This is a genomic window from Acinetobacter sp. YH01022, from assembly GCF_013420235.1.
Taxonomy (GTDB): domain Bacteria; phylum Pseudomonadota; class Gammaproteobacteria; order Pseudomonadales; family Moraxellaceae; genus Acinetobacter.
In genome coordinates this window covers 1-23,659 of sequence record NZ_VOYP01000031.1, presented here as the reverse complement: position 1 = coordinate 23,659, position 23,659 = coordinate 1, and the positions used below count along the sequence as shown (strand labels likewise).

25 protein-coding genes, 1 rRNA gene and 1 pseudogene are annotated in these 23,659 nt (G+C 42.4%); 18 read left to right on the top strand and 9 right to left on the bottom strand.

Annotation, left to right across the window (positions count from 1 at the left end; genetic code table 11):
- Window positions 1-150 precede the first annotated feature (150 nt).
- The 3 genes from FTT87_RS11500 to FTT87_RS11490 all read left to right on the top strand — a co-directional run bounded on the left by FTT87_RS11500 (window position 151) and on the right by FTT87_RS11490 (window position 3,940).
- Window positions 151-1,356 (top strand): acetyl-CoA C-acetyltransferase, encoded by a 1,206-nt coding sequence (locus FTT87_RS11500; RefSeq protein WP_180174888.1) that lies wholly within the window; start codon window positions 151-153, stop codon window positions 1,354-1,356.
- Window positions 1,357-1,367: 11 nt separating this feature from the next.
- Window positions 1,368-3,500, top strand: coding sequence for a 3-hydroxyacyl-CoA dehydrogenase NAD-binding domain-containing protein (locus FTT87_RS11495; RefSeq protein WP_180174887.1), 2,133 nt, complete (start codon window positions 1,368-1,370; stop codon window positions 3,498-3,500).
- A 170-nt stretch (window positions 3,501-3,670) separates the two neighbouring features.
- Entirely contained in the window at window positions 3,671-3,940 is a 270-nt protein-coding gene (locus FTT87_RS11490) for a DUF4199 domain-containing protein (protein WP_180044233.1), read from the top strand.
- A 67-nt stretch (window positions 3,941-4,007) separates the two neighbouring features.
- On the opposite strand, the gene FTT87_RS11485 is transcribed toward FTT87_RS11490, so the two are convergent.
- Together FTT87_RS11485 and FTT87_RS11480 are read right to left on the bottom strand one after the other, a co-directional pair.
- Window positions 4,008-4,433 carry a GNAT family N-acetyltransferase gene (locus FTT87_RS11485; protein WP_180174886.1) on the bottom strand — a complete coding sequence of 142 codons (426 nt, stop codon included), beginning with the start codon at window positions 4,431-4,433 and terminating at the stop codon, window positions 4,008-4,010.
- A gap of 57 nt (window positions 4,434-4,490) precedes the next feature.
- A pseudogene (locus tag FTT87_RS11480) lies at window positions 4,491-5,715 on the bottom strand (SAM-dependent methyltransferase).
- 102 nt (window positions 5,716-5,817) lie between these two features.
- Here FTT87_RS11480 and FTT87_RS11475 point away from each other — a divergent pair.
- Together FTT87_RS11475 and FTT87_RS11470 are read left to right on the top strand one after the other, a co-directional pair.
- Complete coding sequence (locus FTT87_RS11475) at window positions 5,818-6,459, top strand: hemolysin III family protein (RefSeq protein ID WP_180174885.1); 642 nt, start codon at window positions 5,818-5,820, stop codon at window positions 6,457-6,459.
- 144 nt (window positions 6,460-6,603) lie between these two features.
- Complete coding sequence (locus tag FTT87_RS11470) at window positions 6,604-7,920, top strand: MFS transporter (RefSeq protein WP_086195706.1); 1,317 nt, start codon at window positions 6,604-6,606, stop codon at window positions 7,918-7,920.
- A gap of 53 nt (window positions 7,921-7,973) precedes the next feature.
- Here FTT87_RS11470 and FTT87_RS11465 read toward each other — a convergent pair whose 3' ends face one another.
- On the bottom strand, window positions 7,974-8,318 hold the full coding sequence (locus FTT87_RS11465; RefSeq protein ID WP_180082169.1) for a hypothetical protein: 345 nt from the start codon (window positions 8,316-8,318) through the stop codon (window positions 7,974-7,976).
- A gap of 87 nt (window positions 8,319-8,405) precedes the next feature.
- Window positions 8,406-9,416, bottom strand: a complete 1,011-nt coding sequence (locus FTT87_RS11460) for a metallophosphoesterase (protein ID WP_180082170.1) — start codon at window positions 9,414-9,416, stop codon at window positions 8,406-8,408.
- 111 nt (window positions 9,417-9,527) lie between these two features.
- Between FTT87_RS11460 and FTT87_RS11455 the strand changes: the two genes are divergently transcribed.
- Window positions 9,528-11,162 carry a phospholipase D family protein gene (locus FTT87_RS11455; protein WP_180174884.1) on the top strand — a complete coding sequence of 545 codons (1,635 nt, stop codon included), beginning with the start codon at window positions 9,528-9,530 and terminating at the stop codon, window positions 11,160-11,162.
- Window positions 11,163-11,178: 16 nt separating this feature from the next.
- Here the strand turns inward: FTT87_RS11455 and FTT87_RS11450 are convergent, their stop codons facing one another.
- Window positions 11,179-12,003, bottom strand: coding sequence for a 1-acyl-sn-glycerol-3-phosphate acyltransferase (locus FTT87_RS11450; RefSeq protein WP_180174883.1), 825 nt, complete (start codon window positions 12,001-12,003; stop codon window positions 11,179-11,181).
- A 357-nt stretch (window positions 12,004-12,360) separates the two neighbouring features.
- On the opposite strand from FTT87_RS11450, the gene hflX reads away from it, so the two are divergent.
- The 7 genes from hflX to FTT87_RS11415 all read left to right on the top strand — a co-directional run bounded on the left by hflX (window position 12,361) and on the right by FTT87_RS11415 (window position 17,308).
- Window positions 12,361-13,692, top strand: a complete 1,332-nt coding sequence (gene hflX, locus FTT87_RS11445; RefSeq protein ID WP_180044091.1) for a ribosome rescue GTPase HflX — start codon at window positions 12,361-12,363, stop codon at window positions 13,690-13,692.
- A gap of 43 nt (window positions 13,693-13,735) precedes the next feature.
- The gene (locus FTT87_RS11440; RefSeq protein WP_180044093.1) at window positions 13,736-14,107 is read left to right on the top strand and encodes a hypothetical protein; all 372 of its coding nucleotides are present in this window, start codon (window positions 13,736-13,738) and stop codon (window positions 14,105-14,107) included.
- 9 nt (window positions 14,108-14,116) lie between these two features.
- Complete coding sequence (locus FTT87_RS11435; protein ID WP_166170899.1) at window positions 14,117-14,791, top strand: LrgB family protein; 675 nt, start codon at window positions 14,117-14,119, stop codon at window positions 14,789-14,791.
- 92 nt (window positions 14,792-14,883) lie between these two features.
- Window positions 14,884-15,330 (top strand): DUF2147 domain-containing protein, encoded by a 447-nt coding sequence (locus tag FTT87_RS11430; protein WP_086195714.1) that lies wholly within the window; start codon window positions 14,884-14,886, stop codon window positions 15,328-15,330.
- Window positions 15,331-15,491: 161 nt separating this feature from the next.
- Window positions 15,492-15,938, top strand: coding sequence for a DUF2147 domain-containing protein (locus tag FTT87_RS11425; protein ID WP_086195715.1), 447 nt, complete (start codon window positions 15,492-15,494; stop codon window positions 15,936-15,938).
- A 312-nt stretch (window positions 15,939-16,250) separates the two neighbouring features.
- Entirely contained in the window at window positions 16,251-16,700 is a 450-nt protein-coding gene (locus FTT87_RS11420) for a DUF2147 domain-containing protein (protein WP_180044095.1), read from the top strand.
- 158 nt (window positions 16,701-16,858) lie between these two features.
- Window positions 16,859-17,308 carry a DUF2147 domain-containing protein gene (locus FTT87_RS11415; RefSeq protein ID WP_086195717.1) on the top strand — a complete coding sequence of 150 codons (450 nt, stop codon included), beginning with the start codon at window positions 16,859-16,861 and terminating at the stop codon, window positions 17,306-17,308.
- Window positions 17,309-17,357: 49 nt separating this feature from the next.
- Here FTT87_RS11415 and FTT87_RS11410 read toward each other — a convergent pair whose 3' ends face one another.
- The 3 genes from FTT87_RS11410 to pdxA are packed head-to-tail and all read right to left on the bottom strand — an operon-like array spanning window position 17,358 to window position 20,030.
- Window positions 17,358-18,218, bottom strand: coding sequence for a symmetrical bis(5'-nucleosyl)-tetraphosphatase (locus FTT87_RS11410; protein ID WP_180044097.1), 861 nt, complete (start codon window positions 18,216-18,218; stop codon window positions 17,358-17,360).
- The gene (gene rsmA, locus FTT87_RS11405; RefSeq protein ID WP_180044099.1) at window positions 18,219-19,031 is read right to left on the bottom strand and encodes a 16S rRNA (adenine(1518)-N(6)/adenine(1519)-N(6))-dimethyltransferase RsmA; all 813 of its coding nucleotides are present in this window, start codon (window positions 19,029-19,031) and stop codon (window positions 18,219-18,221) included.
- 30 nt (window positions 19,032-19,061) lie between these two features.
- Window positions 19,062-20,030 carry a 4-hydroxythreonine-4-phosphate dehydrogenase PdxA gene (gene pdxA, locus FTT87_RS11400; protein ID WP_180044101.1) on the bottom strand — a complete coding sequence of 323 codons (969 nt, stop codon included), beginning with the start codon at window positions 20,028-20,030 and terminating at the stop codon, window positions 19,062-19,064.
- A gap of 489 nt (window positions 20,031-20,519) precedes the next feature.
- Here pdxA and rplM point away from each other — a divergent pair, with 489 nt between their 5' ends.
- From rplM to FTT87_RS11375, 5 genes are all read left to right on the top strand, one after another.
- A complete protein-coding gene (rplM, locus tag FTT87_RS11395) occupies window positions 20,520-20,948 on the top strand; it encodes a 50S ribosomal protein L13 (RefSeq protein ID WP_004811299.1) in 429 nt (142 codons plus the stop codon).
- Between the two features lie 12 nt (window positions 20,949-20,960).
- Window positions 20,961-21,347, top strand: a complete 387-nt coding sequence (rpsI, locus tag FTT87_RS11390) for a 30S ribosomal protein S9 (protein ID WP_068974925.1) — start codon at window positions 20,961-20,963, stop codon at window positions 21,345-21,347.
- A 331-nt stretch (window positions 21,348-21,678) separates the two neighbouring features.
- Window positions 21,679-22,329 (top strand): glutathione S-transferase N-terminal domain-containing protein, encoded by a 651-nt coding sequence (locus FTT87_RS11385; RefSeq protein ID WP_180044103.1) that lies wholly within the window; start codon window positions 21,679-21,681, stop codon window positions 22,327-22,329.
- Between the two features lie 12 nt (window positions 22,330-22,341).
- On the top strand, window positions 22,342-22,773 hold the full coding sequence (locus tag FTT87_RS11380) for a ClpXP protease specificity-enhancing factor (RefSeq protein ID WP_180044105.1): 432 nt from the start codon (window positions 22,342-22,344) through the stop codon (window positions 22,771-22,773).
- Window positions 22,774-22,792: 19 nt separating this feature from the next.
- The gene (locus FTT87_RS11375; protein WP_180044107.1) at window positions 22,793-23,440 is read left to right on the top strand and encodes a hypothetical protein; all 648 of its coding nucleotides are present in this window, start codon (window positions 22,793-22,795) and stop codon (window positions 23,438-23,440) included.
- A gap of 113 nt (window positions 23,441-23,553) precedes the next feature.
- On the opposite strand, the gene rrf is transcribed toward FTT87_RS11375, so the two are convergent.
- Window positions 23,554-23,659: ribosomal RNA gene (gene rrf / locus FTT87_RS11370) — 5S ribosomal RNA — on the bottom strand; the annotation flags it as partial.

The window sequence follows — 23,659 nt, the reverse complement described above, 5'->3', positions numbered from 1 at the left end:
CAGTTTCTCTCTATGCCCAAGTTTCGACTTGGGCTTTTTTATTGACCAAAAACATCATCTGACCTGATCCGTTCTCGTCATTGCACTTCGAAAATTAATCATTACACTCAAAAAAGTATAAAAATTTTAAAATCATAAAAGGGAAATGCCATGAGCAAGGCTTATATCATTGATGCCATTCGCACACCACGCGGAAAAGGAAAAAAGGATGGTTCACTGTATGAAGTGAAACCGATTACCCTACTCACCACATTGCTGAATGAATTAAAAGACCGTCATCAACTTGATACTTCAAAGGTTGATGATATTGTCCTAGGCTGTGTCACGCCGATTGGCGACCAGGGTGCTGATATTGCCAAAACTGCAGCCATTGCTGCAGGTTGGGATAATGATGTAGCGGGTGTGCAAATCAACCGTTTCTGTGCATCTGGACTTGAAGCCGTGAATATGGCGGCCATGAAAATCCGTTCAGGCTGGGAAGATATAGTGGTTGCTGGTGGCGTTGAATCTATGTCGCGCGTACCAATGGGTTCAGATGGCGGCCCTTGGGCACTGGACCCTGAAACCAATATGGCCTGTGACTTTATTCCGCAAGGCATTGGTGCCGACCTGATTGCTACCATTGATGGATACAGCCGTGCCGATGTAGATACTTTTGCAGAGCAGTCACAAAAGAAGGCCGCTGCCGCACAAGCCAATGGCTATTTCGACAAATCAGTTGTGCCGGTAAAAGATAAAGCCGGTGTGGTGATTTTGGATAAAGACGAATTCATCAAACCGACTACCACAGCAGAAAGCTTGGGCAAACTGAATCCAAGCTTCGCCATGACGGGTCAAATGGGTTTTGATGCTATTGCCCTGCAAAAATATCCAGAAGTAGGTGCTGTGAACCATGTACATCACGCAGGTAATTCATCAGGCATCGTCGATGGTGCAGCGGTGGTTTTGGTGGCTTCTGAAAAGGCAGTACGAGAACAAGGCTTAAAACCACGTGCCAAAGTATTAGCTACAGCACTGGTTGGTACTGATCCCACCATCATGTTGACCGGCCCTGCTCCAGCCGCACGTAAAGCCTTGGAAAAAGCCGGTTTAACGATTGATGATATAGACCTGTTCGAAGTGAATGAAGCCTTTGCTGCCGTGGTGATGCGTTTCATTAATGAACTCAATGTTGATCCGGCCAAAGTCAATGTCAACGGCGGTGCAATTGCTCTGGGACATCCACTGGGTGCAACCGGTGCCATGATTTTGGGCACCCTACTGGATGAGCTGGAACGCCAAGGCAAGAAACGTGGTTTGGCAACACTATGTGTCGGTGGCGGTATGGGCATCGCAACCATTATTGAATTGGTATAAGGAGAAGAAAAATGAGCGCAATTCAATTTGAAAAAAATGCCGACAATATCGTCATATTAACCTTAGATTCTCCCAACCAGTCTGCCAATACCATGAATGCAGATTTCCGCGATGCCTTAACAGCAACTGTAAAAAAGCTAAAAGCCGATGACCATATCGCAGGGATTATTTTCCGTTCCGCGAAAAAGACCTTCTTTGCCGGCGGTGATCTGGATGAGCTGATTCAGGCTACCCCTGAACATGCCACCGAATTCTTCAATATGATTGAAGAGATGAAAGCCCAGCTGCGTTATATCGAAACCCGCGGTATTCCTGTCGTTGCAGCCTTAAATGGCACAGCACTGGGTGGCGGTTGGGAACTGGCATTGTGCTGTCATCATCGTATTGCTCTGAATGATGCCAAAACCAAATTCGGCCTGCCTGAAGTGACTTTAGGCTTGTTGCCTGGCGGTGGCGGTATTGTACGCATGGTGCGCCTGCTCGGTCTGCAAAATGCATTTCCTTTGCTCATGGAAGGCAAGCAATTGGGTGTAGAAAAAGCCAAATCTTTAGGGCTGATTCACGACACAGCCGATTCTGAACAGGAGCTTTTAGACAAAGCCATTGCCTGGGTCAAAGCCAATCCGCAGTCTGCACAACCTTTCGATGTAAAAGGCTATAAAATTCCGGGGGGTACACCCTCGTCCCCTGCCGTGGCACAAATGCTGGCGATTGCGCCTGCCATGCTGCGTGACAAAACCAAAGGCTGCTACCCAGCGCCTGAAGCCATTATGGCGGCAGCGGTAGAAGGTGCTCAGGTTGATGTCGATACTGCGCTGACCATTGAATCACGTTACTTTACCTATCTGGCCACAGGTCAAATTTCCAAAAACATGATCGGCACCTTCTGGCATGGTTTGAATGCGATTAAGTCTGGTGCCAGCCGTCCAAAAGACATCGCCAAATGGAAAACGTCTAAAGTCGGCATTTTAGGTGCCGGCATGATGGGTGCAGGCATTGCTTATGCCACTGCATCTAAAGGCATTGCCGTAGTTCTAAAAGATATCTCTCTCGATGCGGCTGAAAAAGGCAAAGCCTATAGCCAAAAGCTTTTAGACAAGAAAGTCTCACAGAGTCATTTAAGCGCAGAGAAAAGAGATCGAATTTTAGCCGTTATTAAGACAACGGCGGATGCTGCGGACTTGCAAGGTTGCGACCTGATCATTGAAGCGGTATTTGAAAATCCCGAGCTGAAAGCCAAAGTCACGCAAGAAGCTGAACCCTATCTGGTCGATGGTGGCGTGATAGCATCCAACACCTCGACCTTGCCAATTACCGCTTTGGCACAGGCTTCTAAAAATGCGGCGAATTTTATTGGCCTGCATTTCTTTAGTCCGGTCGATAAAATGCAGCTGGTTGAAATCATCAAAGGGCAAAACACATCCAGTGAAACCTTGGCCAAAGCCTATGATTTTGTGCAGCAAATTGGCAAAACCCCGATTGTGGTGAATGACAGCCGCGGTTTCTTTACCAGTCGCGTGTTTGGCACCTTTGTTCAGGAAGGTCTGCGCCTGCTGGCCGAAGGTATACATCCAGCCCGTATTGAAATGGCTGCGCTGAAAGCCGGTATGCCTGTGGGTCCACTGGCCATTCAGGATGAAGTTTCGCTTACCCTTTCAGAGCATGTCGCGACTGAAACACGTAAAGCCCTGCAAGCCGAAGGCAAAGATCTGCCACGCTCAACTGCGGATGACGTGATTCAGACCATGATTCACGAATTTGACCGTAAAGGTAAGGCTGCTGGTGCAGGCTTCTATGACTATCCAAAAGGGGGTAAAAAGCAGCTTTGGGAGGGCCTGAAAAAATGGCAGAAAGATACGGATATTTCTGAACAGGAAATGATTGACCGTTTTCTGTTTGTGCAATCTCTGGATACTTTACGCTGTCTGGAAGAAGGTGTGCTGGAATCGACAGTCGATGGCAATGTCGGCTCGATTTTCGGAATTGGTTTTGCCCCGTGGACTGGAGGTGCTTTGCAATTTTTAAATCAATACGGTTTAGAAAAAGCCCTGCTGCGTGCCAATACCCTTGAAGCTAAATATGGCGTACGTTTTAAAGCACCGCAATTGCTCAAAGACAAGATTGCCCAAGGCGAAAAAATTTAAATCTTATTGTGCAAAAATATTGTAAAAGAAGAGAAGCGAGACGCTTCTCTTCTTTTACTCGAGCATGATGCTTTTTTAAACCACAGAATCTCATCTGCTTTTACAGGGCTTTTATGTTATAAAGTTACATAAGTTCTAAATTTTTTATTTATCCAGTGGGTAGTCCTCTTATGACAAATAACTCTTCTCCTGAAAAATCATCTTGGGGTTGGAAAGCCGTCATTATTGTGTGTATTTTAGGTGCATTATTTATGGGCATCTTTTATCTTGCCGTGAGCAACGAACCAGACTATATGCCAAGTCAAAAGCGCAATCAGACGCATACTGCACACCAGCAGCAATCTTCGGCTTCCGAACCTACTGCGGCTGAAATGAATATGACAGAACAAGAACATGCCAATATGGCAGACCACAACGCATCTGCTGCCCATGGTCACTGATTATAGAAAATAAAAAAAGCGGGATGAGGTATCCCGCTTTTTTACACCTACTTTAATGGCTATTGAATTACTGCAATTTTAAATACATATCAATATGCGCAATGCCGCAATCCGGATATTGCTCTCCTTCCACAGTAAAGCCCAGTCCTGCATAAAACTGCACGGCATATACTTGAGAAGAGAGTTTCAAAAATTTGCGCTGCTCATGTTTAGCCTGCTGAATAATCTCCAGCATCAACAGCTTGCCAATGCCCTGTCTACGATAAGCCTTTAAAACCGCAACCCGGCCAATGCTATTATTTTGCAGCAGGCGCGCTGTTGCAACGGGCTGAGCTTGATCAAACACCACAAAGTGCCGAGAAATGGCATCTTGTGTATCCCATTCATCGGCAGCAGCAATGTTTTGTTCCTGAATAAAGACCTGCTCACGAATCAGTTTTGCATCGTTTTGCAATTCATTCCAACTGCCTGTGCATATTATAAATGAGGTCATCAACCATCATCTTCCTAAAAATAAAAACATCTTTCAAACTGCTTTATTCATTTTGAATTAACACTTACAGCCTATATCCTGCTGATCCCACTGATCATTTAGCAACAGTTCCAGGGAATGTTTTTGAATGCCATACATCTGTTTTAAGGCCTGAATCTGCGCCAAAACCTGCTGATCCGGTTCACTATAATCTTTACGTTTGGTGGCCAGAATCATCTTGTTTTTACTGGTGTGTTCCAACGCCACAAATTCAAACACTTTGGTTTCATAGCCATAGGCTCTGAGCAGCAAGGCACGAATGGTATCGGTCAGCATTTCGGCCTGCTTGTCCGGCATGAATGCCAAATTGCAGCATCGGTTTCAGCACTTCAGGGCTTTTCAGCTGTGGACGCAATTCTTTATGACAACACGGCGCACACATAATCATTTGCGCATTTAAGCGAATCCCGGTATGAATGGCAAAATCGGTTGCCACATCGCAGGCATGCAGCGCAATCATGACATCGAGATGTTCAGGCTGATAGGTACGAACATCGCCCTGAAAAAAATCCAGTTGCTGAAAGGCTGAACGCTGCGCAACATCCTGACAAAACTCCACCATTTTCGGATTGAGCTCTACACCTGTAACAAAAGGCATCTGCCCATGTTTGGCCAGATAGTCATATAAAGCAAAAGTCAGATAACCTTTGCCTGAACCAAAATCAACCACACGCAGTGCATGATCATGTTGGTTAATCTGATCCAGAGCACCCGAGAAAATTTCGACAAATTTATTAATCTGTTTCCATTTACGTGCCATGCTCGGAATAATCTGTGCTTTATGGTCGGTAATGCCCAGCGGCTGTAGAAAATAGCTGTCTTGATCGACATAGCGATGCTTGGTACGGTCATGGTCTTGCTGGGTCTCTGCAGGATTCACTATCGTAATCGCCTTTTTACTGCTGCTCAGCATGGCTTTCTTCTTGTTTTTTTTCAGTTGCAGTTCTTCACTCGCGGTAAACAGATTGGCCTGCTTCGATTTCGCCAACAATGACTGCACCAAGGGCACGGCTTCAGCCAAAGGGTAATTTTTAGTGACATCCTGCGTCTTATAACGATACAGACAACTGAGCACAGGCTGGTTTTGCAGTGAAATGACTCTTAAGATCATTTTCTCCAGATGTTCCAGCTCACCTTTATACTGGCTAATAATCATTCGATCAAAACTATGTGTTTCAATGGCTTGCTGAAAAGCATCTAAGAATTTTTGTTCCTGAATAAAAGGAGAAGCCGCTTGAGACATACATATCACTCGAATAAATTAGGTCATCAGTTTAAAACTTCTTACTTTAAAGGTAAAATTGCATTACTATACAAGTGTATTTTTAATTATAGAAAATAAATAATGACGACTTCTCAACTGCAGGCTTATGATCCACATGAAGAAAAAATTAATGCGATCAGTCATGCACTTGGCGCATTATTAGCGCTTATTGCCAGTATTTTTATGCTGATCAAAGGCAGTGATTTACCGCTTGGGCAATTTGTCAGCTTGTGTGTGTACGCACTCAGTATGATTTTACTTTTTTCTGCTTCCAGCCTGTATCATTTTGCCGAATCACCACAACGGCGTGGCTGGTACAAAAAACTGGACCATACTGCCATTTATTATCTGATTGCAGGAACCTATACCCCGTTCCTGTCCATCGCCCTGCCTACGGCTAAAGCGCATTATTTATTAATTGCCCTTTGGCTGATTGCGCTGATTGGCACACTATTCAAATTGGTTTTCATTCATCGTTTCCAGAAAATTTCACTCATCGCCTATTTGGTCATGGGATGGCTGGCCTTACTGGTCATGGATGACATGCAATGCTATTTAAGTGCCGAGGCGTTAACCTATTTGATCGTTGGTGGACTTGCATACACTGTGGGTGCATTGTTTTATGCGTTAAAAAAGGTAAGATACACCCACGCTATCTGGCATATTTTTGTATTGATCGGTGCAGGATCACATTTTCTGTCTATCTATCTTTACGTGATTTAATCCTCTCATTCTTCATTTCAGTGACCCTGAGCGAGTTGAGTAGAGAAGATTCTTCGTTGTTTTTTTAAGAAATTACGCCTTTTTTAAAAAGATTACGCTTTTAAAACTAAGCTTTTTTTATTTTTAGTAAGTGTAAGGTCATCCATGGCGTCATCAGATTCTATTGCTGCTTCAGCAGAAGTCGCAACCAATTCAAAATTCCGCGTTCTTACTGCAAGCCTTGTCGGTACAACAATCGAGTTCTTCGATTTTTATATTTATGCAACAGCGGCAGTGATTATTTTTCCCCATCTGTTCTTTCCGGCAAGTACAGACCCAACCACAGCAACCATTCAGTCTTTGGCCACCTTTGCGATTGCCTTTATTGCGCGTCCGATTGGTGCTGCCCTGTTTGGACATTTGGGTGACCGGATTGGCCGTAAGGCAACTCTGGTCGCAGCCTTACTGACGATGGGTATTTCGACCGTCTGTATTGGCTTACTGCCCACTTATGCACAAGTGGGTCTTGCTGCACCCTTATTGCTTGCGCTTTGCCGTTTAGGTCAAGGACTGGGCTTGGGAGGTGAATGGAGTGGTGCTGTGCTTCTGGCAACTGAAAATGCGCCTGAAGGTAAACGTGCCTGGTACGGCATGTTCCCGCAACTTGGAGCACCAATCGGCTTTATCCTGGCGACAGGTTCTTTTATCACCCTTGGTGCATTCATGTCGGAACAGGAATTTATGCAATGGGGCTGGCGTATTCCGTTTATTTCAAGTGCTTTACTGGTGATTGTGGGTTTATGGATTCGTCTGAAACTGCATGAAACACCCGCCTTCCAAAAAGTATTGGATAAGCAAAAAGAAGTAAATATTCCGTTTAAAGAAGTGTTGACCAAACACTGGGGCATGCTGATTCTGGGTACTATCGCTGCCATCTGTACCTTTGTGGTGTTCTACTTAACCACAGTGTTCGCCTTAAACTGGGGAACCACCAAACTCGGTTACACACGTTCCGAATTTCTGCAACTGCAACTGGTTGCCACTTTATGCTTTGCGGCATTCATTCCACTTTCTGCCGTTTTTGCGGAAAAATTTGGTCGCAAAGCCACTTCAATTGGCGTATGTATTGTTTCAGCATTGTTTGGCCTGGTGTTCTCAAGCATGCTTGAATCTGGCAGCACTGTTGTCGTTTTCCTATTCTTATGTATTGGTCTGGCGATCATGGGCTTAACCTATGGCCCGATTGGTACGGTACTGTCTGAAATTTTTCCGACTTCAGTACGTTATACCGGTTCAGCATTAACCTTTAACCTCGCTGGTATTTTTGGCGCATCTTTTGCACCTTTAATTGCAACCAAGCTTGCAACGACTTATGGTTTATATGCTGTAGGTTATTATTTAACTGCAGCTTCTATCCTTTCACTGCTTGCCTTCCTGGCCATTCGTGAAACCAAACATGATGATGTAAACAACCAGGTTTAATGTCATCTAGACATAAAAAAACCAGCCTGATCACGCTGGTTTTTTTATGTTTCTCAGATCTGTTCATCACTGAGCATTTCTTGATATAGCTCTTCAAACACCGCTCGATCGCCACCGGCATTGTAATAACTCGGCACAATGTAAGTCACCAGCTGGCGATATCGCTCTGTGCCATATAAATGATCCAGCAAAGCTTCCACATTATTTTCATCAATCCCAAAGGCCGTGATCAGTTGCTGAAACTTTTGATAAAATGTGCGCGCAAATTCTTGCGTGTTCACTACATCCGCCTCTGCTTGCTGAAAATACGTTTCTAAGGCAATTAAACCGGCTTCAAGCTGTGCCGATTGAGGTTCTGTTAAAGCAAAAAACTGACCAACCTCTTCTAAAAAAGACATGCTCTTCTCCTATTTTGTTCTCATTGTTATAAAACAATCTTGTTTTAGGGTATGTCAAAAATTGTTCCTAGAACCGATCTTCAAGATTTAAACCAATTCAATAATATCAATGGTCGGCGGTACGCGAAAACGAAAGGGCACACCGACCATTCCTGTACCTACCGTCACAAAGACATCGGCATTTTCATGCTGGTACAAACCCTTTTTATGTCCCAAGATGGAGACTTTTTTCATGATGTAGTTGGTCAGCCAAGGCAGTTCCACCTGCCCACCATGGGTATGCCCCGACAGCATAAGAGGACGGGTCGGCAATTGCGGCACCATATCCACCGTATCCGGGTTATGTGACAAAATCACCCAGGGTTTGTCTTGCGGCAAATCCGGCATGTAGCGCATATCGGTTTTTCCAGCCCATAAATCGCCCACGCCAAGCAATCTGAACTCATCAAATTCAATCATCTGTCCTTCAATATCAATCACATTATTGACTTTAAGTGCATGCCGCAACAGGTTTTGAATCGGTGGTCCCGGGTACTGCTCATCATGATTGCCATTCACCGAATACACCGGTGCATTGATGTCTTGCAAAATGGCCAGTTCATCGGCCAGCTTGTTTTCAGGTTCATAGGTCCAGTCCCCTGCCACCACCACCAGATCAGGATTCTGCCGATTAATTTTATCGACAATAATTTTCAATTGGCGTTCATGCCCGGAAAACAGACCAATATGCAAATCGGCAATCAAGGCAATTTTGACGGGGCTTTGCAGATTTTGCTCCGGATGGAGCTGATATTGCAAAGTTTTAACCATGACATGCTGAGGTTCGATAAAACGGGCATAAATCAGCACGCAGCTCAGCAAGAAAATAAACACCGCTTGGTGAATCGAGTAATAACCACTCCAACCAGCAAACAGGCTAAAGAAAAATAAAGGGAAAAGTAAATAAGATAAATAAAAGGCCAATAAATGTACAAAGGCCTTAAAGGGATGAATAGTTTCTGTCCGTGTCTGGCTTAACCAAGCCTGTGCGATACCCCACACCGCAAGCAGAGCGAAACAAATATAAAAATAAAAAGCAACTGCGTGCGAATCCCACATATTATCGTCTCTAATCATTACGATGATATTACATCATTCATCTATTCTGATATTTATCTTTTCACAGCTCACAATTATACTCAAACCAATTTTTGGTATTGTTTACACCCTATGACGCGATCTTCTCATCAGCTCACACACTTAAACAGTGGTCAATCCCCTAGCACAGCTAGCTATAAAACCACCGTATTATTAAGTTGTAGTCTGCTGCTCGGAATTCCGGCATGCTCCACCCTTCCCAAACAAATACCACAGCCTGTTGAATATTCATTTGATACCAAAACCGAACAGACTTCACTGGCTAAAATCATTGTGCCCTTGAGGGAACAAAACCCGAACCTGACCGGTTATCATGTGCTGTACGACCCGCTTGAGGCATTGGCAGCACGTATCCATTTAATTGATAAAGCAGAAAAAACTTTAGATTTACAATACTACATTTGGGACAACGATAAAATTGGCGCGCTGGCCCTGCACTCCATCATTCAGGCAGCAGACCGAGGGGTAAAGATCCGTTTATTGATGGATGACAACAATGCCAAAAAGATGGAAGGCATTTATCTGGCCCTCGATCAGCATCAGAATATTGATGTGCGCCTGTATAATCCTTACCGTTTTAGACATTATCGTGCCATGGACATGGTACTGGACTTAAAACGGATTAACCGTCGCATGCATAACAAAAGCTTTATTGCAGACAACCAGATTGCATTAATTGGCGGTCGCAATATGAGTAACCAGTATTATAACGTTAGTGACAATTATCAGTTTTCCGATGTCGACGTGATGCTGGTCGGCGCTGCATCGGATGAAATTATTCATTCCTTCGATGAATACTGGAATGATGATTATGCTTTTCCGGTCAAGCAAATTGTCAATCCCCGACATTATTCCTTGCGTTTTGACAGCCTGAAAAAACAGCTTGAGGAACACTCCCAAAACATTACCGTACAGAATTATCTCGATTTAGCCACCCGATCGCATGCTTTTGAAAACTGGCTGAATAACAGTATTCAATTTGACTGGGTCAAGGCAGAAGTCGTCAGTGATTCACCCAGTAAAATCCGGGCAAAAGCCAAAAAAGAACAACATCTGAATTTTCAGCTGATTAACCGTTTAGAAAAACCCGAACACAGCGTCGATATTATTTCAGCCTATTTTGTCCCGGAAAAAAAAGGCGAGAAAATGCTGAGTGATCTGGCGCAAAACAATATTAACGTCCGGGTACTGACCAATTCCTTTAAAGCCAATGACGTGGCTTTGGTTCATGCTTTCTATGGCAAATATCGCAAGGATTTACTTCAGAATAATGTCCAGCTTTACGAGTTTCTGTCTGTTCCGGAAAGCGAAAACCTGAATGCCCGTACCCAGGAAATTGCAGAAAAAGCCAAAGTCAGCATCAAAGGTTTAAGCCGTTCCAGCCTGCATGCCAAACTGATGGCTATTGATGAAAAACAGGTGTTTATTGGCTCTTTTAATCTTGACCCACGTTCCGCCTATTTGAATACCGAAATTGGAGTATTGCTGGACAGCCCGAACCTGGCCAAAGCGGTCCACTCCACCATGGATCAAAACCTGTCTAAATATGCCTACAAACTGGTGTTAGATGCCAACAATAAAATCAACTGGCAAATTAAAGGTCATGATGGCAGCATTAAAACTTACCAAAAAGAACCCAAGATGAAATGGTGGCAAAAAGCCGGGGTTAAAATAATTTCATGGTTACCGGTTGAAGGTTTTATGTAAGCTGCAATGGTATTCACTAGTCATGCAAAGACTCAGGCGGCTTTTTCAGTGCTTTCTGCTGTAACTGTGCTAAACCGGCAATCATCTGGGTATGTACGGCTTCCGTTAAACTTTCAACATCATGTCCTTCCACGGCAATTGCCGGTAAAGCCATGAGATGAACCATCACCTTTGGCATTTCCAAAACGTTTTTAACATGGTCGGCAAAGCTAAGATCTCCAACAAATGGCGCGATGGTATCCAGCTCTCCCTCTTGATTCACATAACAAATCAGACAAATTTGCACCGGACGATTTGCGTCAATGGCGGCACCTAAAATACGGCCATAGATTTTTTTAATTTTGCTGCCATCAGAAGTAGTGGCTTCTGGAAAAAATAATACCGGAATATCACGTTTTAAAAATGTGGTAATTTGCTCTTTAATTTTAATTGAATCACCCGAACCACGTTTAATAAATAATGTGCCACCGCCCTTGGCCAGTTTGCCAAATAAAGGCCATTTTTCAATTTCAGCTTTGGCCAAAAAGAATACCCGGGCACTTGAACCCAACACTGCAATATCCAGCCACGAAACATGGTTACTCACCCACAGTGCCGGCTCACGTGGAATTACTCCATGCACTTGAATCTCAAGGTTAAATACCTTGCATAATTCGCGGCAGAAATGCTGTACATAACGCGTATTACATGGATTGTTCGGATCTTTATATAAGCGATGACGAAAAACCAGATAAAATCCTTGAATAATTGCCGCTAAACCAGCCAACAACTTTTTGCTATATAAGAAAAATTTAGACAAGCCATTTAACGATGAACTTTCAGTTACGGAGGATTGGGTCATAGATGGATCACTAATTATTAGCTGCAGCGTTTAATCATTTATTTGCTGTCATTCTATACTGTTCATTTTGAACTTGCATTGATCATAAAAACCTAAATCAACCAATAAAACCAGTAAATCATTTATTTTTATCACCAATAAAGAGCTTGAATCATGTGCTGAAAATTAAAAACAAGGCTCAGATACATCTCTGTGATTTTCTGCTTTTCATCACTGCCTTCTAGAGGTTCCTGCTCATAAAAACACGCCCTGGACTGAATATCTTGTTACGATGCTTTGTTAAGTTTTTGCTATTTTTCCCTTTGCCTGTTCATTTTCAACTAAAATAAAATTTTAACGCAGTAGAGATCATCTTTAGTGGAATATTTTGAGCAACATCAGGGTGGTGAACGAACAATCTTAGTGAGTGTATCGGTACAGCTATTAGATGACCTTGATGCAGAAGAATTTCGTTTACTGGCAGAATCTGCCGGTGCTGAAATTTTAGACCATATTAACGCTCAACGTATTAAACCCGATCCCAAACTGTTTATCGGCTCTGGCAAGGCAGAAGAAATCGCTTCTCTTGTACAGGACCTTGAAGCTAATCTGGTCATTTTCGATCATTCACTGACACCCGCTCAAGCCCGTAATTTAGAAAAAATCATGCTCTGCCGTGTGGTGGACCGTACCGAACTGATTTTGGATATTTTTGCGCAACGTGCCCGGACCTATGAAGGTAAATTGCAAGTCGAACTGGCACAGTTACAGCACCTCTCCTCGCGCTTAGTGCGCAGCCGCAGTAATCTTGACAGTCAAAAAGGCGGGATTGGCTTGCGTGGCCCGGGTGAAACCTTGCTGGAAACAGACCGCCGTCTACTGCGTATCCGCATGGGGCAACTCAAAACCAAACTGGATAAAGTCCGCCAGACCCGCATGCAAGGTCGTGTTGCACGGCAAAAGGCTGCTGTTCCGACTGTCTCTTTAGTCGGTTATACCAATGCCGGTAAATCCACCTTGTTTAATATTTTGGCCAACAGCGATGTTTACGCGGCAGATCAGCTGTTTGCAACATTAGACCCTACACTGCGCCGCCTGGAATGGGATGGTATTGGACGTTTGGTGCTGGCAGATACCGTAGGTTTCGTGCGTAATCTCTCGCATTCCTTGGTCGAGTCCTTTAAGGCAACGTTGGAAGAAACGCTGGAAGCCACCTTACTGCTGCATGTGATTGATTCCAGCAGCCCGGATATGCTGGAACAGATTGAAGCGGTAGAATCGGTACTCAAGGAAATTGGTGCCAATGTCCCGGTACTGCGCGTCTATAACAAAATTGATGTCAGCGGTGAAGATGCCAAGATTGTTTATGCCAAACCGCATATGCCCGATCGGGTATATGTATCCGCACACTCAGGCCAGGGTTTAGACCTGCTACGTCAAGCGGTACAAGAATGTTTGATGGGCCAAATTCAAAGCTTTGAGCTGATGTTAAAGCCTGCCTATGGCAAATTGCGCACCCAACTCTATGCATTGAATGTCATTCAATCTGAAAATTATGATGATGTCGGTAATCTGCATTTGCATGTGATTATGGCACCGCAAAAGCTGGAACAGCTGATTAAACAGGCTCATTTGCCTATAGATGAAATTCTGGGGCACAAAGCTGCACAATTTAAACGGCCGCTTGAGGAATTTGAAATAAAAAGATAAATCGGTTAAAACGTGACAAGTGTAATTATAATTGTTGGTAAAAATGGACTGGATAAAAACAACGGACTGGCCAGCCTGGATTGGCACCGTGGCATTAATCATCTGCTTCCGTGAAGGAGCCGTATGGGTAACCACACAATTTCATCATCCTGAACTGGGTAATCTGGTGGGCTTGATCAGCCTATTGGTAACTTTATTTATTTGGAGAAGTTTCAAGAAATTACCCAGTCGCTTGGTCGATACCAATAACAAGATCATGAAAGAAAGTGCCTTTGCCTTTTTGCCAATTAGCGCAGGGTCCTTGATTATGCTGACTCAAATGGGCAAAGAAATGCCGGCTTTTCTACTGGTGATGTTTGTCAGCACCCTGATTCCTTTGTGGGTCTATGCAAAAATGTCCAAGCGCTGGTTATAGGGAAATTATATGTTTACAGTACTCTCGGGTTTTTTTATCACCCTGATCGCCTATCTGGTCGCAAAACCGATCAATAAACGCCTGCCGCAAATTCCGGTCATTGTGATTGGCATGTTTTTGATTATTGGCCTGTTGTTGTCATTCGGGATTCGTTATGAATCTTATATGGCACAGGTCAATCCGCTTTTTAATCGTCTCTTGGGCTATGTCACCGTTGCATTGGCCATTCCTCTTGCCGCTATGCGTTATGATGATCTGCCGCTGAAAGCCATGCTCGGAATTCTGGTGTTTGCCAGTATCAGTGCGGTCGCGCTACCGATGGGACTTGCCTATTTACTGCATATGACCGATTCCAGCATTATGGCTTTTGCTACACGCGCCGTGACTACCCCCATCGCAATTAATATTGCCACCCTGTTACATGCACCTATGAGTATGGTCATTCTTATTGTGATTTTATCCGGTGTAATTGGAGCAGCCTTTTCTCCCTTGATCCTGCGCCATATCAATGATGAACGCGCTTCGGGTCTGGCATTAGGTTTGGCTGCGCATGCCATTGGAACAGCACAGGCATGGCAAAGAGGCAGTGTGGCGGGACGCTATGCTGCATTTGGCATGGCAGTGAATGCTGTATTTACTGCCATATGGCTGCCTACTTTTATACTTTATTTACAAAAAATGTGACCAAACAGTCATTTGCATTGATAATGATTGTTGCTTGTCAAAAATACTCCTAGTATCAGGAGTACTGTCAGTGGAATGAAGGAACATTCAAAATGGTCAAGATGAAACTTACTATTGCATTAATCTGCTCAACTTTAGCGAGTTTTGCCCTAGCTCAAGACCTTACAGGAACGTGGAAAAATATTGATGATAAAACCGGTTCATCAAAAGCTATCCTTGAAATTCGCCAGGAAAATAATGGCACTTATACCGCACAAGTAGTCAAAGTCACTCCGCGTCCTGGCTATACTCCCAAAGAAATTTGCGTCAAATGCCCGGCACCTTATACCAATCAGCCCATTCTAGGCATGGATGTCTTGAAAGGTTTAAAACATATAGAAGGACCCAACTATGCGAATGGTAAAATTATCGATCCGCTATCTGGTCATATCTACAGTATGAAAGCGAAATTAAGTCCAAATGGTAAACGCTTAACCCTGCGTGGTTATGTTGGGGTTTCAGCGTTAGGCCGTAGTCAGACCTGGATTAGAAATGACTAAATATGACAAAAAGCCACACTATGTGGCTTTTTTCTTCACTGATATTTAAATAATTCACATTATATTTCATTTTTATGAAGCAGTGGGTTGACTAATTTTTAAACGATAACTATATCTTTATATAAATTAAAAAAATATTTTCCACACTCCTAGGAGTTAATATGAAGAAAAATCTATTATTTGCTGCTTTTGCCAGTTTAGTTTGTAGTGGGAACGTATTGGCAAATGATCTTAGCGGAACATGGAAAACCATTGACGATAAAACAGGCTCATCAAAAGCCATTCTGGAAATGCGCCAAGAAAGTAATGGAACTTATACGGCAAAAATTGTAAAAGTCACTCCTCGTCCAGGTTATACCCCGAAAGAGACCTGTGTAAATTGTCCAGCACCTTATACCGACAAACCTATCTTAGGATTAGATGTTTTAACGGGATTAAAATCTATCGGTGATAATCAGTTTGTAAATGCCAAAGTTCTTGATCCACTGAACGGTAAAATCTATAGCGGCAAAGCAAAATTAAGTCCGAATGGTAAACGTCTCACTCTACGCGGTTATGTTGGTGTATCCGCACTCGGTCGTAGTCAGACCTGGATTAAACAAGATTAAATGATACACATGGTCGTGTACTAGACTCTTTAACAGGAAAAATAATAACTTGAAAGGATGACTTACACCGAATGCTAAACGTTTTATATTATGTGGATATGTAGGAATTATGGCTCTGGGTCGAACTCAAATCTGGATTAGAAACGACTAAATATGACAAAAAGCTGTACTATCTGGCTTTATTATTCACTGATTTTTAAATAATTCACATTATTCTTCATTTTCATGAACCACTATATTGACTATTTTATAAACAATCCTAATATAGTTTATAAATTAAAAAAATTATTCACCACAACCGCAGGAATATATATGAAAAAAAATATCTTACTTGCTGCTCTTGCCATTGTAGTTTTTAGTGGGAATGTATTGGCACAAGGTCTATCAGGTACTTGGCAACAAATTGATGATAAAACCGGTTCACCCAAAGCAATTATCGAAATCAGTAAAGATACAAACGATATTTATACCGGTAAGATCGTCAAAGTAACCCCTCGTCCAGGTTATATACCGCAAAAAACATGCAACAAATGCCCTGCACCCTATACCAATCAGCCTATTTTAGGTATGGATGTACTCACCGGATTAAAGCATGTAGAAGGTACAAATAACTATGAAAAAGGCCGGGTCATCGATCCTTTAGCAGGTAAAATTTATGATGCCAAAGTTCGACTGAATGCGAGCGGAAAACGTCTCACTTTACGTGGCTACATCGGTATTTCAGCATTGGGTCGCAGTCAAACCTGGTTACGGGTCGATTAATTCAAATCCCTGTTTTTAATTAAAAAGCCACAATATCGTGGCTTTTTATCCAAATCAGCTTAAAACTGTTTGCTTGACTCTAGAGTATATTGACTAATTACTTTATCTATCTAATATATCCGTTAATTAGAAAATGAAAGATTAAGTGAGAGTCTTATATGCAAAAGAATCTATTGCTGGCTGCTTTTGCTGCTGCACTTTTCAGTGGAAATGTTTTCGCAGAAGACATTTCTGGAACATGGCAACAAATTGATGATAAGACCGGTGCTGCGAAAGCGATTATTAAAATTAATAAAGAAAACAATAATACATTTACCGGGAAAATTATTAAAGTTACTCCTCGCCCAGGTTATACTCCACGAGAGACATGTAATAATTGCCCAGCACCCTATACCAATCAGCCAATTTTAGGTATGGAAATTCTGAAGGGCTTAAAACATGTATCTGGAACCAATAACTACGAAAAAGGCCGTGTTATAGATCCTCTAGCGGGTAAAGTTTATGATGCCAAAATCAGACTGAATGCAACAGGCAAGCGTTTAACCTTAAGAGCCTATATGGGTATTTCCACCTTGGGACGCAGCCAGACCTGGATCAGACTTGACTAAGCAAGTTTAAATATAAAAAAGCCACATGATGTGGCTTTTTTATTATGGCTTAGCTTGAGGATGACATCATCGGATTATCAACTTTAAACAATTGTTGATCTTCTAATCGATAAGCAATCAGCTGATTGCCCCAAACACACCCTCCATCCACATTCTGAATCTGGGGCGTAATGGTTTTCCCTTGTAATCCAGCCCAGTGTCCAAAGATAATTTGATGGGTTTTAGCCGCTTTGGACTCAAAGTCAAACCATGGCTGAAAGCCTTCAGGCATAGGATCATCCAGAGAATCTTTAAAACTGAATTCCATTCGCCCTTCTGCATTGGTTAAACGCATACGGGTCAAGTAGTTAGTAATGCAACGTAAACGGGCATGACCCTGCAAATCATCCGACCAACAATTTGGCTCTTTGCCATACATGTTAGCCAAAAAAGCATCGACCACGTCAAAGTCATCATGGCCAATTACTGCCTCAACTTCCTTAGCTAAAACCGCTGTTTTTTCTGCTGTCCAATTCAGCGGGATCCCTGCATGGGTCAAAACCGTATGTTCATTCGGAAATAAACATAAAGGCTGTTTACGCAGCCATTCGATCAAGTCATCACTTTCCAAAGCATGAATGACATCATCAATATTGTCTTTGGGATTAATCGCTTTAGTCCCACGTGCCACAGCCAGCAAGTTAAGGTCATGATTACCTAAAACCGTTGCTGCAACACCCTTGTCGACCAGCTTTTTGATAAAGCGCAAAGCCCCAATCGAATTTTCACCACGTGCAACCAAGTCGCCCGCAAACCAAAGAAAATCTTGATCTGCATCAAACTGAATCGTTTTAAGTAATATTTTCAAAGCTTCAAAACAGCCCTGAACATCACCAATCACATAATTGTATCGAATATTCGAAGCTGCCATTTAATCCACCATTTGATCTGCTAATGCTACAAATTGAGCCAGCGTTAAAGTCTCGGGGCGCGCCATCGGATCAACACCTGCTTTCTCAAATCCCTCTTCAACCAGCATACCTTTTAAACTATTGCGTAAAGTTTTACGACGCTGGGTAAAGACATGGGACACCAGACGGGCCAAGGCTTTTTCATTTTTCGCCACAATCGGTTTAACAGCATAAGGCTCCAGACGAAAGACGGCAGAAGTGACTTTTGGTGGTGGATTAAATGATCCCGGTGGAACTTCAAACAGGAAAGTCGGTTTGCAGTAATACTGGATCATCACCGACAAACGGCCATATTCTTTGGTATTGGGTGAGGCGGTAATACGGTCAACCACTTCTTTTTGCAGCATGAAGTGCATGTCTTTAACTTTGTCACCAAATTCCAGGAGATGGAACAGAAGCGGTGTTGAAATGTTGTATGGCAGGTTACCAACCACACGTAGCGGACGGCCTTCTTGAAACAACTCAGTAAAGTCATATTTCAAGGCATCCGTTTCAACAATGGTTAAACGCTCAGGATGCGGCACACGGCCTGGTAAACCAGCCGCCAAGTCACGGTCAAGTTCAACTACAGTTAAGGCATCACATTCACCAATTAAAGGTGAGGTTAAAGCTGCAAGACCCGGGCCAATTTCAACAATGTTATCGCCCGAACGCGGGTTCACCGAACGTACAATTTTCGCAATGACACGTTGGTCATGTAAGAAGTTTTGCCCAAAACGCTTACGCGTATGATGCCCTTCGTGTTTGGGGTTTAAGGCATTAATCTGATACATAAACATTTCCAACGTGTAATAAAGACAAGATCACTGAAGCGCAAGTTCGAGCGCCAAATCCACAGCCACATACAAGCTCGAGCTTTTTGCCAGACCTGTACCTGCAAGGGAGAGTGCTGTGCCATGATCGACAGAAGTTCGGATAAACGGTAAGCCCAAAGTAATATTGATGGCTTCACCAAAACCCTGTGATTTTAACACAGGTAAGCCCTGATCGTGATACATCGCCAATACAGCATCGGCATCTTTTAAATTGTCCGGGGTAAATAGCGTATCGGCAGGCAAACTCAGGCTCATATTGATCCCTTGCGCACGATAAGTTTCCAGCACAGGATTAATCACCTCAATTTCTTCCATCCCCAAATAACCATCTTCCCCAGCATGCGGATTTAAACCACACACCAAAATATGCGGATGATCAATCCTGAATTTGGTTTTTAAATCGTGGATTAAGATATCAATCACCTGATGCAGGCGCTCAGGCGTAATCGCATCAGGCACATCACGTAAAGCCAGATGCGTAGTCACCAGTGCCACCCTTAAAGTCTTGGTGGCCAGCATCATCACCACCCGATCGACACCCGCAAATTCCTGATAATACTCAGTATGACCACTAAAATGGATACCCGCTTCATTGATAATGGATTTCTGTACGGGCGCGGTGGCTACACCGACACTTTTGCCTGTCATGGCGTAATCTGCAGAACGACGTAATTGTTCCAGCACATATGCTGCATTTTGGGCATTCAGTTGCCCCAAAACCACTTCTGTATTTAAGGGCACATGTTCGACATAAAGCTGCCCTTGAGCTGAAGATTCTAATTGTCCTTGATATTCAATTAGTTCAATCTCTTTCTTTAATAATTCGGCACGTTGCTTTAATAAATGAATATCGGCTAGTACCACAATCGGACGTTCATCAACACGATCCGCCAAACTTAAACAAATATCTGGACCAATACCAGCAGGTTCACCACTCGTAACATATAAAGGAATCATAATTTATCCAAGCAAGCTCAATATTCAACATTATAACGCGAATGCTAAACAAGAAAGCTGAAGCTGCGCAAAACCACATATAGACCAACTAGTTTAATCAACAAAACAACTGGTAATTAGCAATACATCGATATTTTTCACTTTAATATTTCAATAAAAACAAAATTTTAAATTTTCATCATCGCTTATCCCAAATACCCAAATATTGAATGGTACAAGTCCTCAAGTCTATAAAATCGTATCTATTGCTTTTAAGCAGAACATGCAAACTTTACAGTTGCAGAACTACAAGCCAATATTTTTATCTTCATTTACCGATCACCCGTTTTAGATTCCCCAACACTTCCATTTTCATCCTTGTTCTTTTAAAATATAGCGCTTGAAATTTTATATTTTCATTGTGGTTCTACTGACTTTCAGGTAGAATTCGGTCTCCTTTTGTTTGGACAGATTCCACCGTCCAAACCAACTATAATAGGTAGTGGTTTAATGAAAACTCTCAGCGCTAAGCCAGCTGAAGTTCAACACGACTGGTACGTTGTTGATGCTTCTGGCAAAACTTTAGGTCGTCTTGCGACTGAAATCGCTCGTCGTTTACGCGGTAAGCATAAAACTTCTTATACTCCTCACGTTGACACTGGCGATTACATCGTTGTGATCAATGCTGAACAAGTTCAAGTGACTGGTAAAAAATCACTTGATAAGAAATATTATCGCCATACTGGTTTCCCTGGTGGTATTCGTGAAACTAATTTCGAGAAATTAGTTGCTCACAAACCAGAAGAAATTTTCCAACGCGCTGTAAAAGGCATGTTGCCAAAAGGTCCTCTTGGTTATGCAATGATCAAAAAAATGAAAGTGTACGCTGGTACTGAGCATCCACATACTGCTCAACAGCCACAAGTTTTGGACATCTAAGGGATACAGCACATGGCTACTAACTATGGTACAGGTCGCCGTAAGACCGCAACTGCACGTGTTTTCCTATCAGCTGGTACTGGTAAACTCGTAATCAACAACCGTACTCTTGAACAGTACTTCGGTCGCGAAACTGCTCGTATGGTTGTTCGTCAACCTTTAGAGCTTCTAGAAGCTACTGAAAAATATGACCTTTATATCACTGTTGCTGGTGGTGGTATTGGTGGTCAAGCTGGCGCTATCCGTCACGGTATTACTCGTGCATTGATCGCTGCTGACGAAACTTTAAAACCTGCTCTTCGTCAAGCTGGTTTCGTTACTCGTGATGCTCGTGAAGTTGAACGTAAGAAACTTGGTTTACGTAAAGCTCGTAAACGTCCTCAATTCTCTAAACGTTAATTCGTTTACCGAATCGGACAAAAAACCCTGGATTATCCAGGGTTTTTTATGGGACTTAAATTTTAATCCGGATAAATATTTCATCTTACTGTTCATGCACATCCTTACCCCACACGCCTTCATGACACCAGAAAGATTTGGTGAGATAATAATTCGCAAGACCAATCAAGATAAACAGTAAGATTATCGCCAGTTTGATCAGCATCTTGTTTTCCTCCAGTTATTTTTTCTTATCATCTTTTTATCTTAACCCCAATTGCACTTTTATGCTTCGTGCTTTTTAGCTTGAATTTTAGTATCCTATTCCATTCATTTATCATTGTTTCGGATTATGTCAATCGAAAATGCACATCTACAAGGAATCACGCTTTACAGTCATGCGGATGACTTTCGCTCACACTGGATACGCTATGTACTTGCAGAGAAGCAAATCAAATATAATCTAATTATTGTAGATGAAGACGATGAGGATCTGGCCAGTCTCAATCCCTATAATCAACTCCCCATGCTGATTGAAAATGATTTAAAATTATTTAATTCCAGCATTATTTCTGAATATCTAGACGATCGCTACCGTCAGAACAAACTCTATGCCGATGCACCAATGCCACGAGCAGAGCAACGTCAATATATCTGGCGTTTTGAACAGGACTGGTTAAAACTGGCAGATATCATGCTGCGACATCCAGATACCCTGAATGAACAAGAGAAAGCGAAAGCTCAAAAGCAACTCAGAGATACCCTGATTTCTCTTACACCTCTTTTTCAGCATTTCCCCTATTTTATGTCTGAAAATTTTACAATTTTAGATTGTATGCTGGCACCTATTTTTATACGGTTAAAGGCGATGGGCATCGAGTTGCCTAAACAGCATTGCCGTCCTATTCACTTATATTGTCAACGAATTTTTAGTCGACCTGCATTCATCAAATCTTTAACCATGCAGGAAAAAAACCGCTACAGCGAATTTTTAGCAAATTAATCGAGTACAACCATGTCTGAACAAGAATTGAATCTCACGCCTACCCGACCTTATTTAGCGCGCGCTATCTATGAATGGATTTGTGACAATAACCTGACCCCATATTTATTGGTGGATGCCACCCAGCCTAATACCATGGTGCCAGAACAGTTTATTCAAGATGGTCAAATTGTTTTAAATATCGTTCCTCACGCAGTGCATAAACTACATATGAGCAATAATGCAATCACCTTCTCTGCGCGTTTTGGTGGCGTTTCACGTGACATCTATGTACCCTTAAATGCAGTGCTGGGTCTTTATGCACGTGAAAATGGACAAGGGTTATTCTTTGATCCAAGTGAATATGAAGGTACCCAAATTGCTGAAGATACTTTAAAATCAACTACAACTTCAGAAGAAACTGAACAACCTAAGAAAAAACCGAGCCTACGGTTATTAGATTAAAATAAGATGGAGCAAGTGAATGGCTTTTGATTTAGTACAATATTTTGCTGAGCAGATTAACAATCAAAAGCCTCAGCTTCTCGAACACTATTCTAGAGAAGATCGAAAAACATATCTGTTAGAAATTAATGCACTGGTATTAGGTAAACTCATTTCACTTTGGCGAACTGACGATAAAAAAGTTTATCAGGAGATTTCTTCAGCCGATGATCTTTTTATTCAAGAGGTTGCGCGACATCTTACAACATCTTCAAAAAATCAGTCCACTCTGCCTAAAAATGAATTAGAACCAACAGTAACTGAAATATTAAAATTACAATTGGCAGAATTAAAACAGCTTAATGATATTGGAAACCTGAATATCAGAGGTTTACGTGAACTGATCTTAGGACAGATTGAACACTTATCTGGCCAGGCTTCCGATTGGGTTTGGTCAACAAATGATCTAACAGAATTAAAAGGCTCTAAACCAATTGAGCAAGAAGATATATCATTAGACTCAACAATGAAGGAGTTTAGTCAAATGGTTCACCAGAATATCCAGCAGCATGATGTTGAAGAAGTTTCAGTTGTAAACACCCCAACCTGGGCAAAGATTGTTGAGCCTGTCGTTGCGATCGCAATTCTTTGGGTACTAACCTCTGCAGCATGTAATATTTTTGCTTAAAATTTGCAAAAATTCCGATCTTAAAACCAGCATTTGCTGGTTTTTTTTATTGCTTATATTTCCCCGCAAAAAAAAAGCCCCTGCTTTATGCAGGGGCTTTTTAAGGAATAATGAGCTGGCGATGACTTACTCTCACATGGGTAATCCCACACTACCATCAGCGCTAAGAGGTTTCACTTCTGAGTTCGGGAAGGGATCAGGTGGTTCACTCTTGCTATG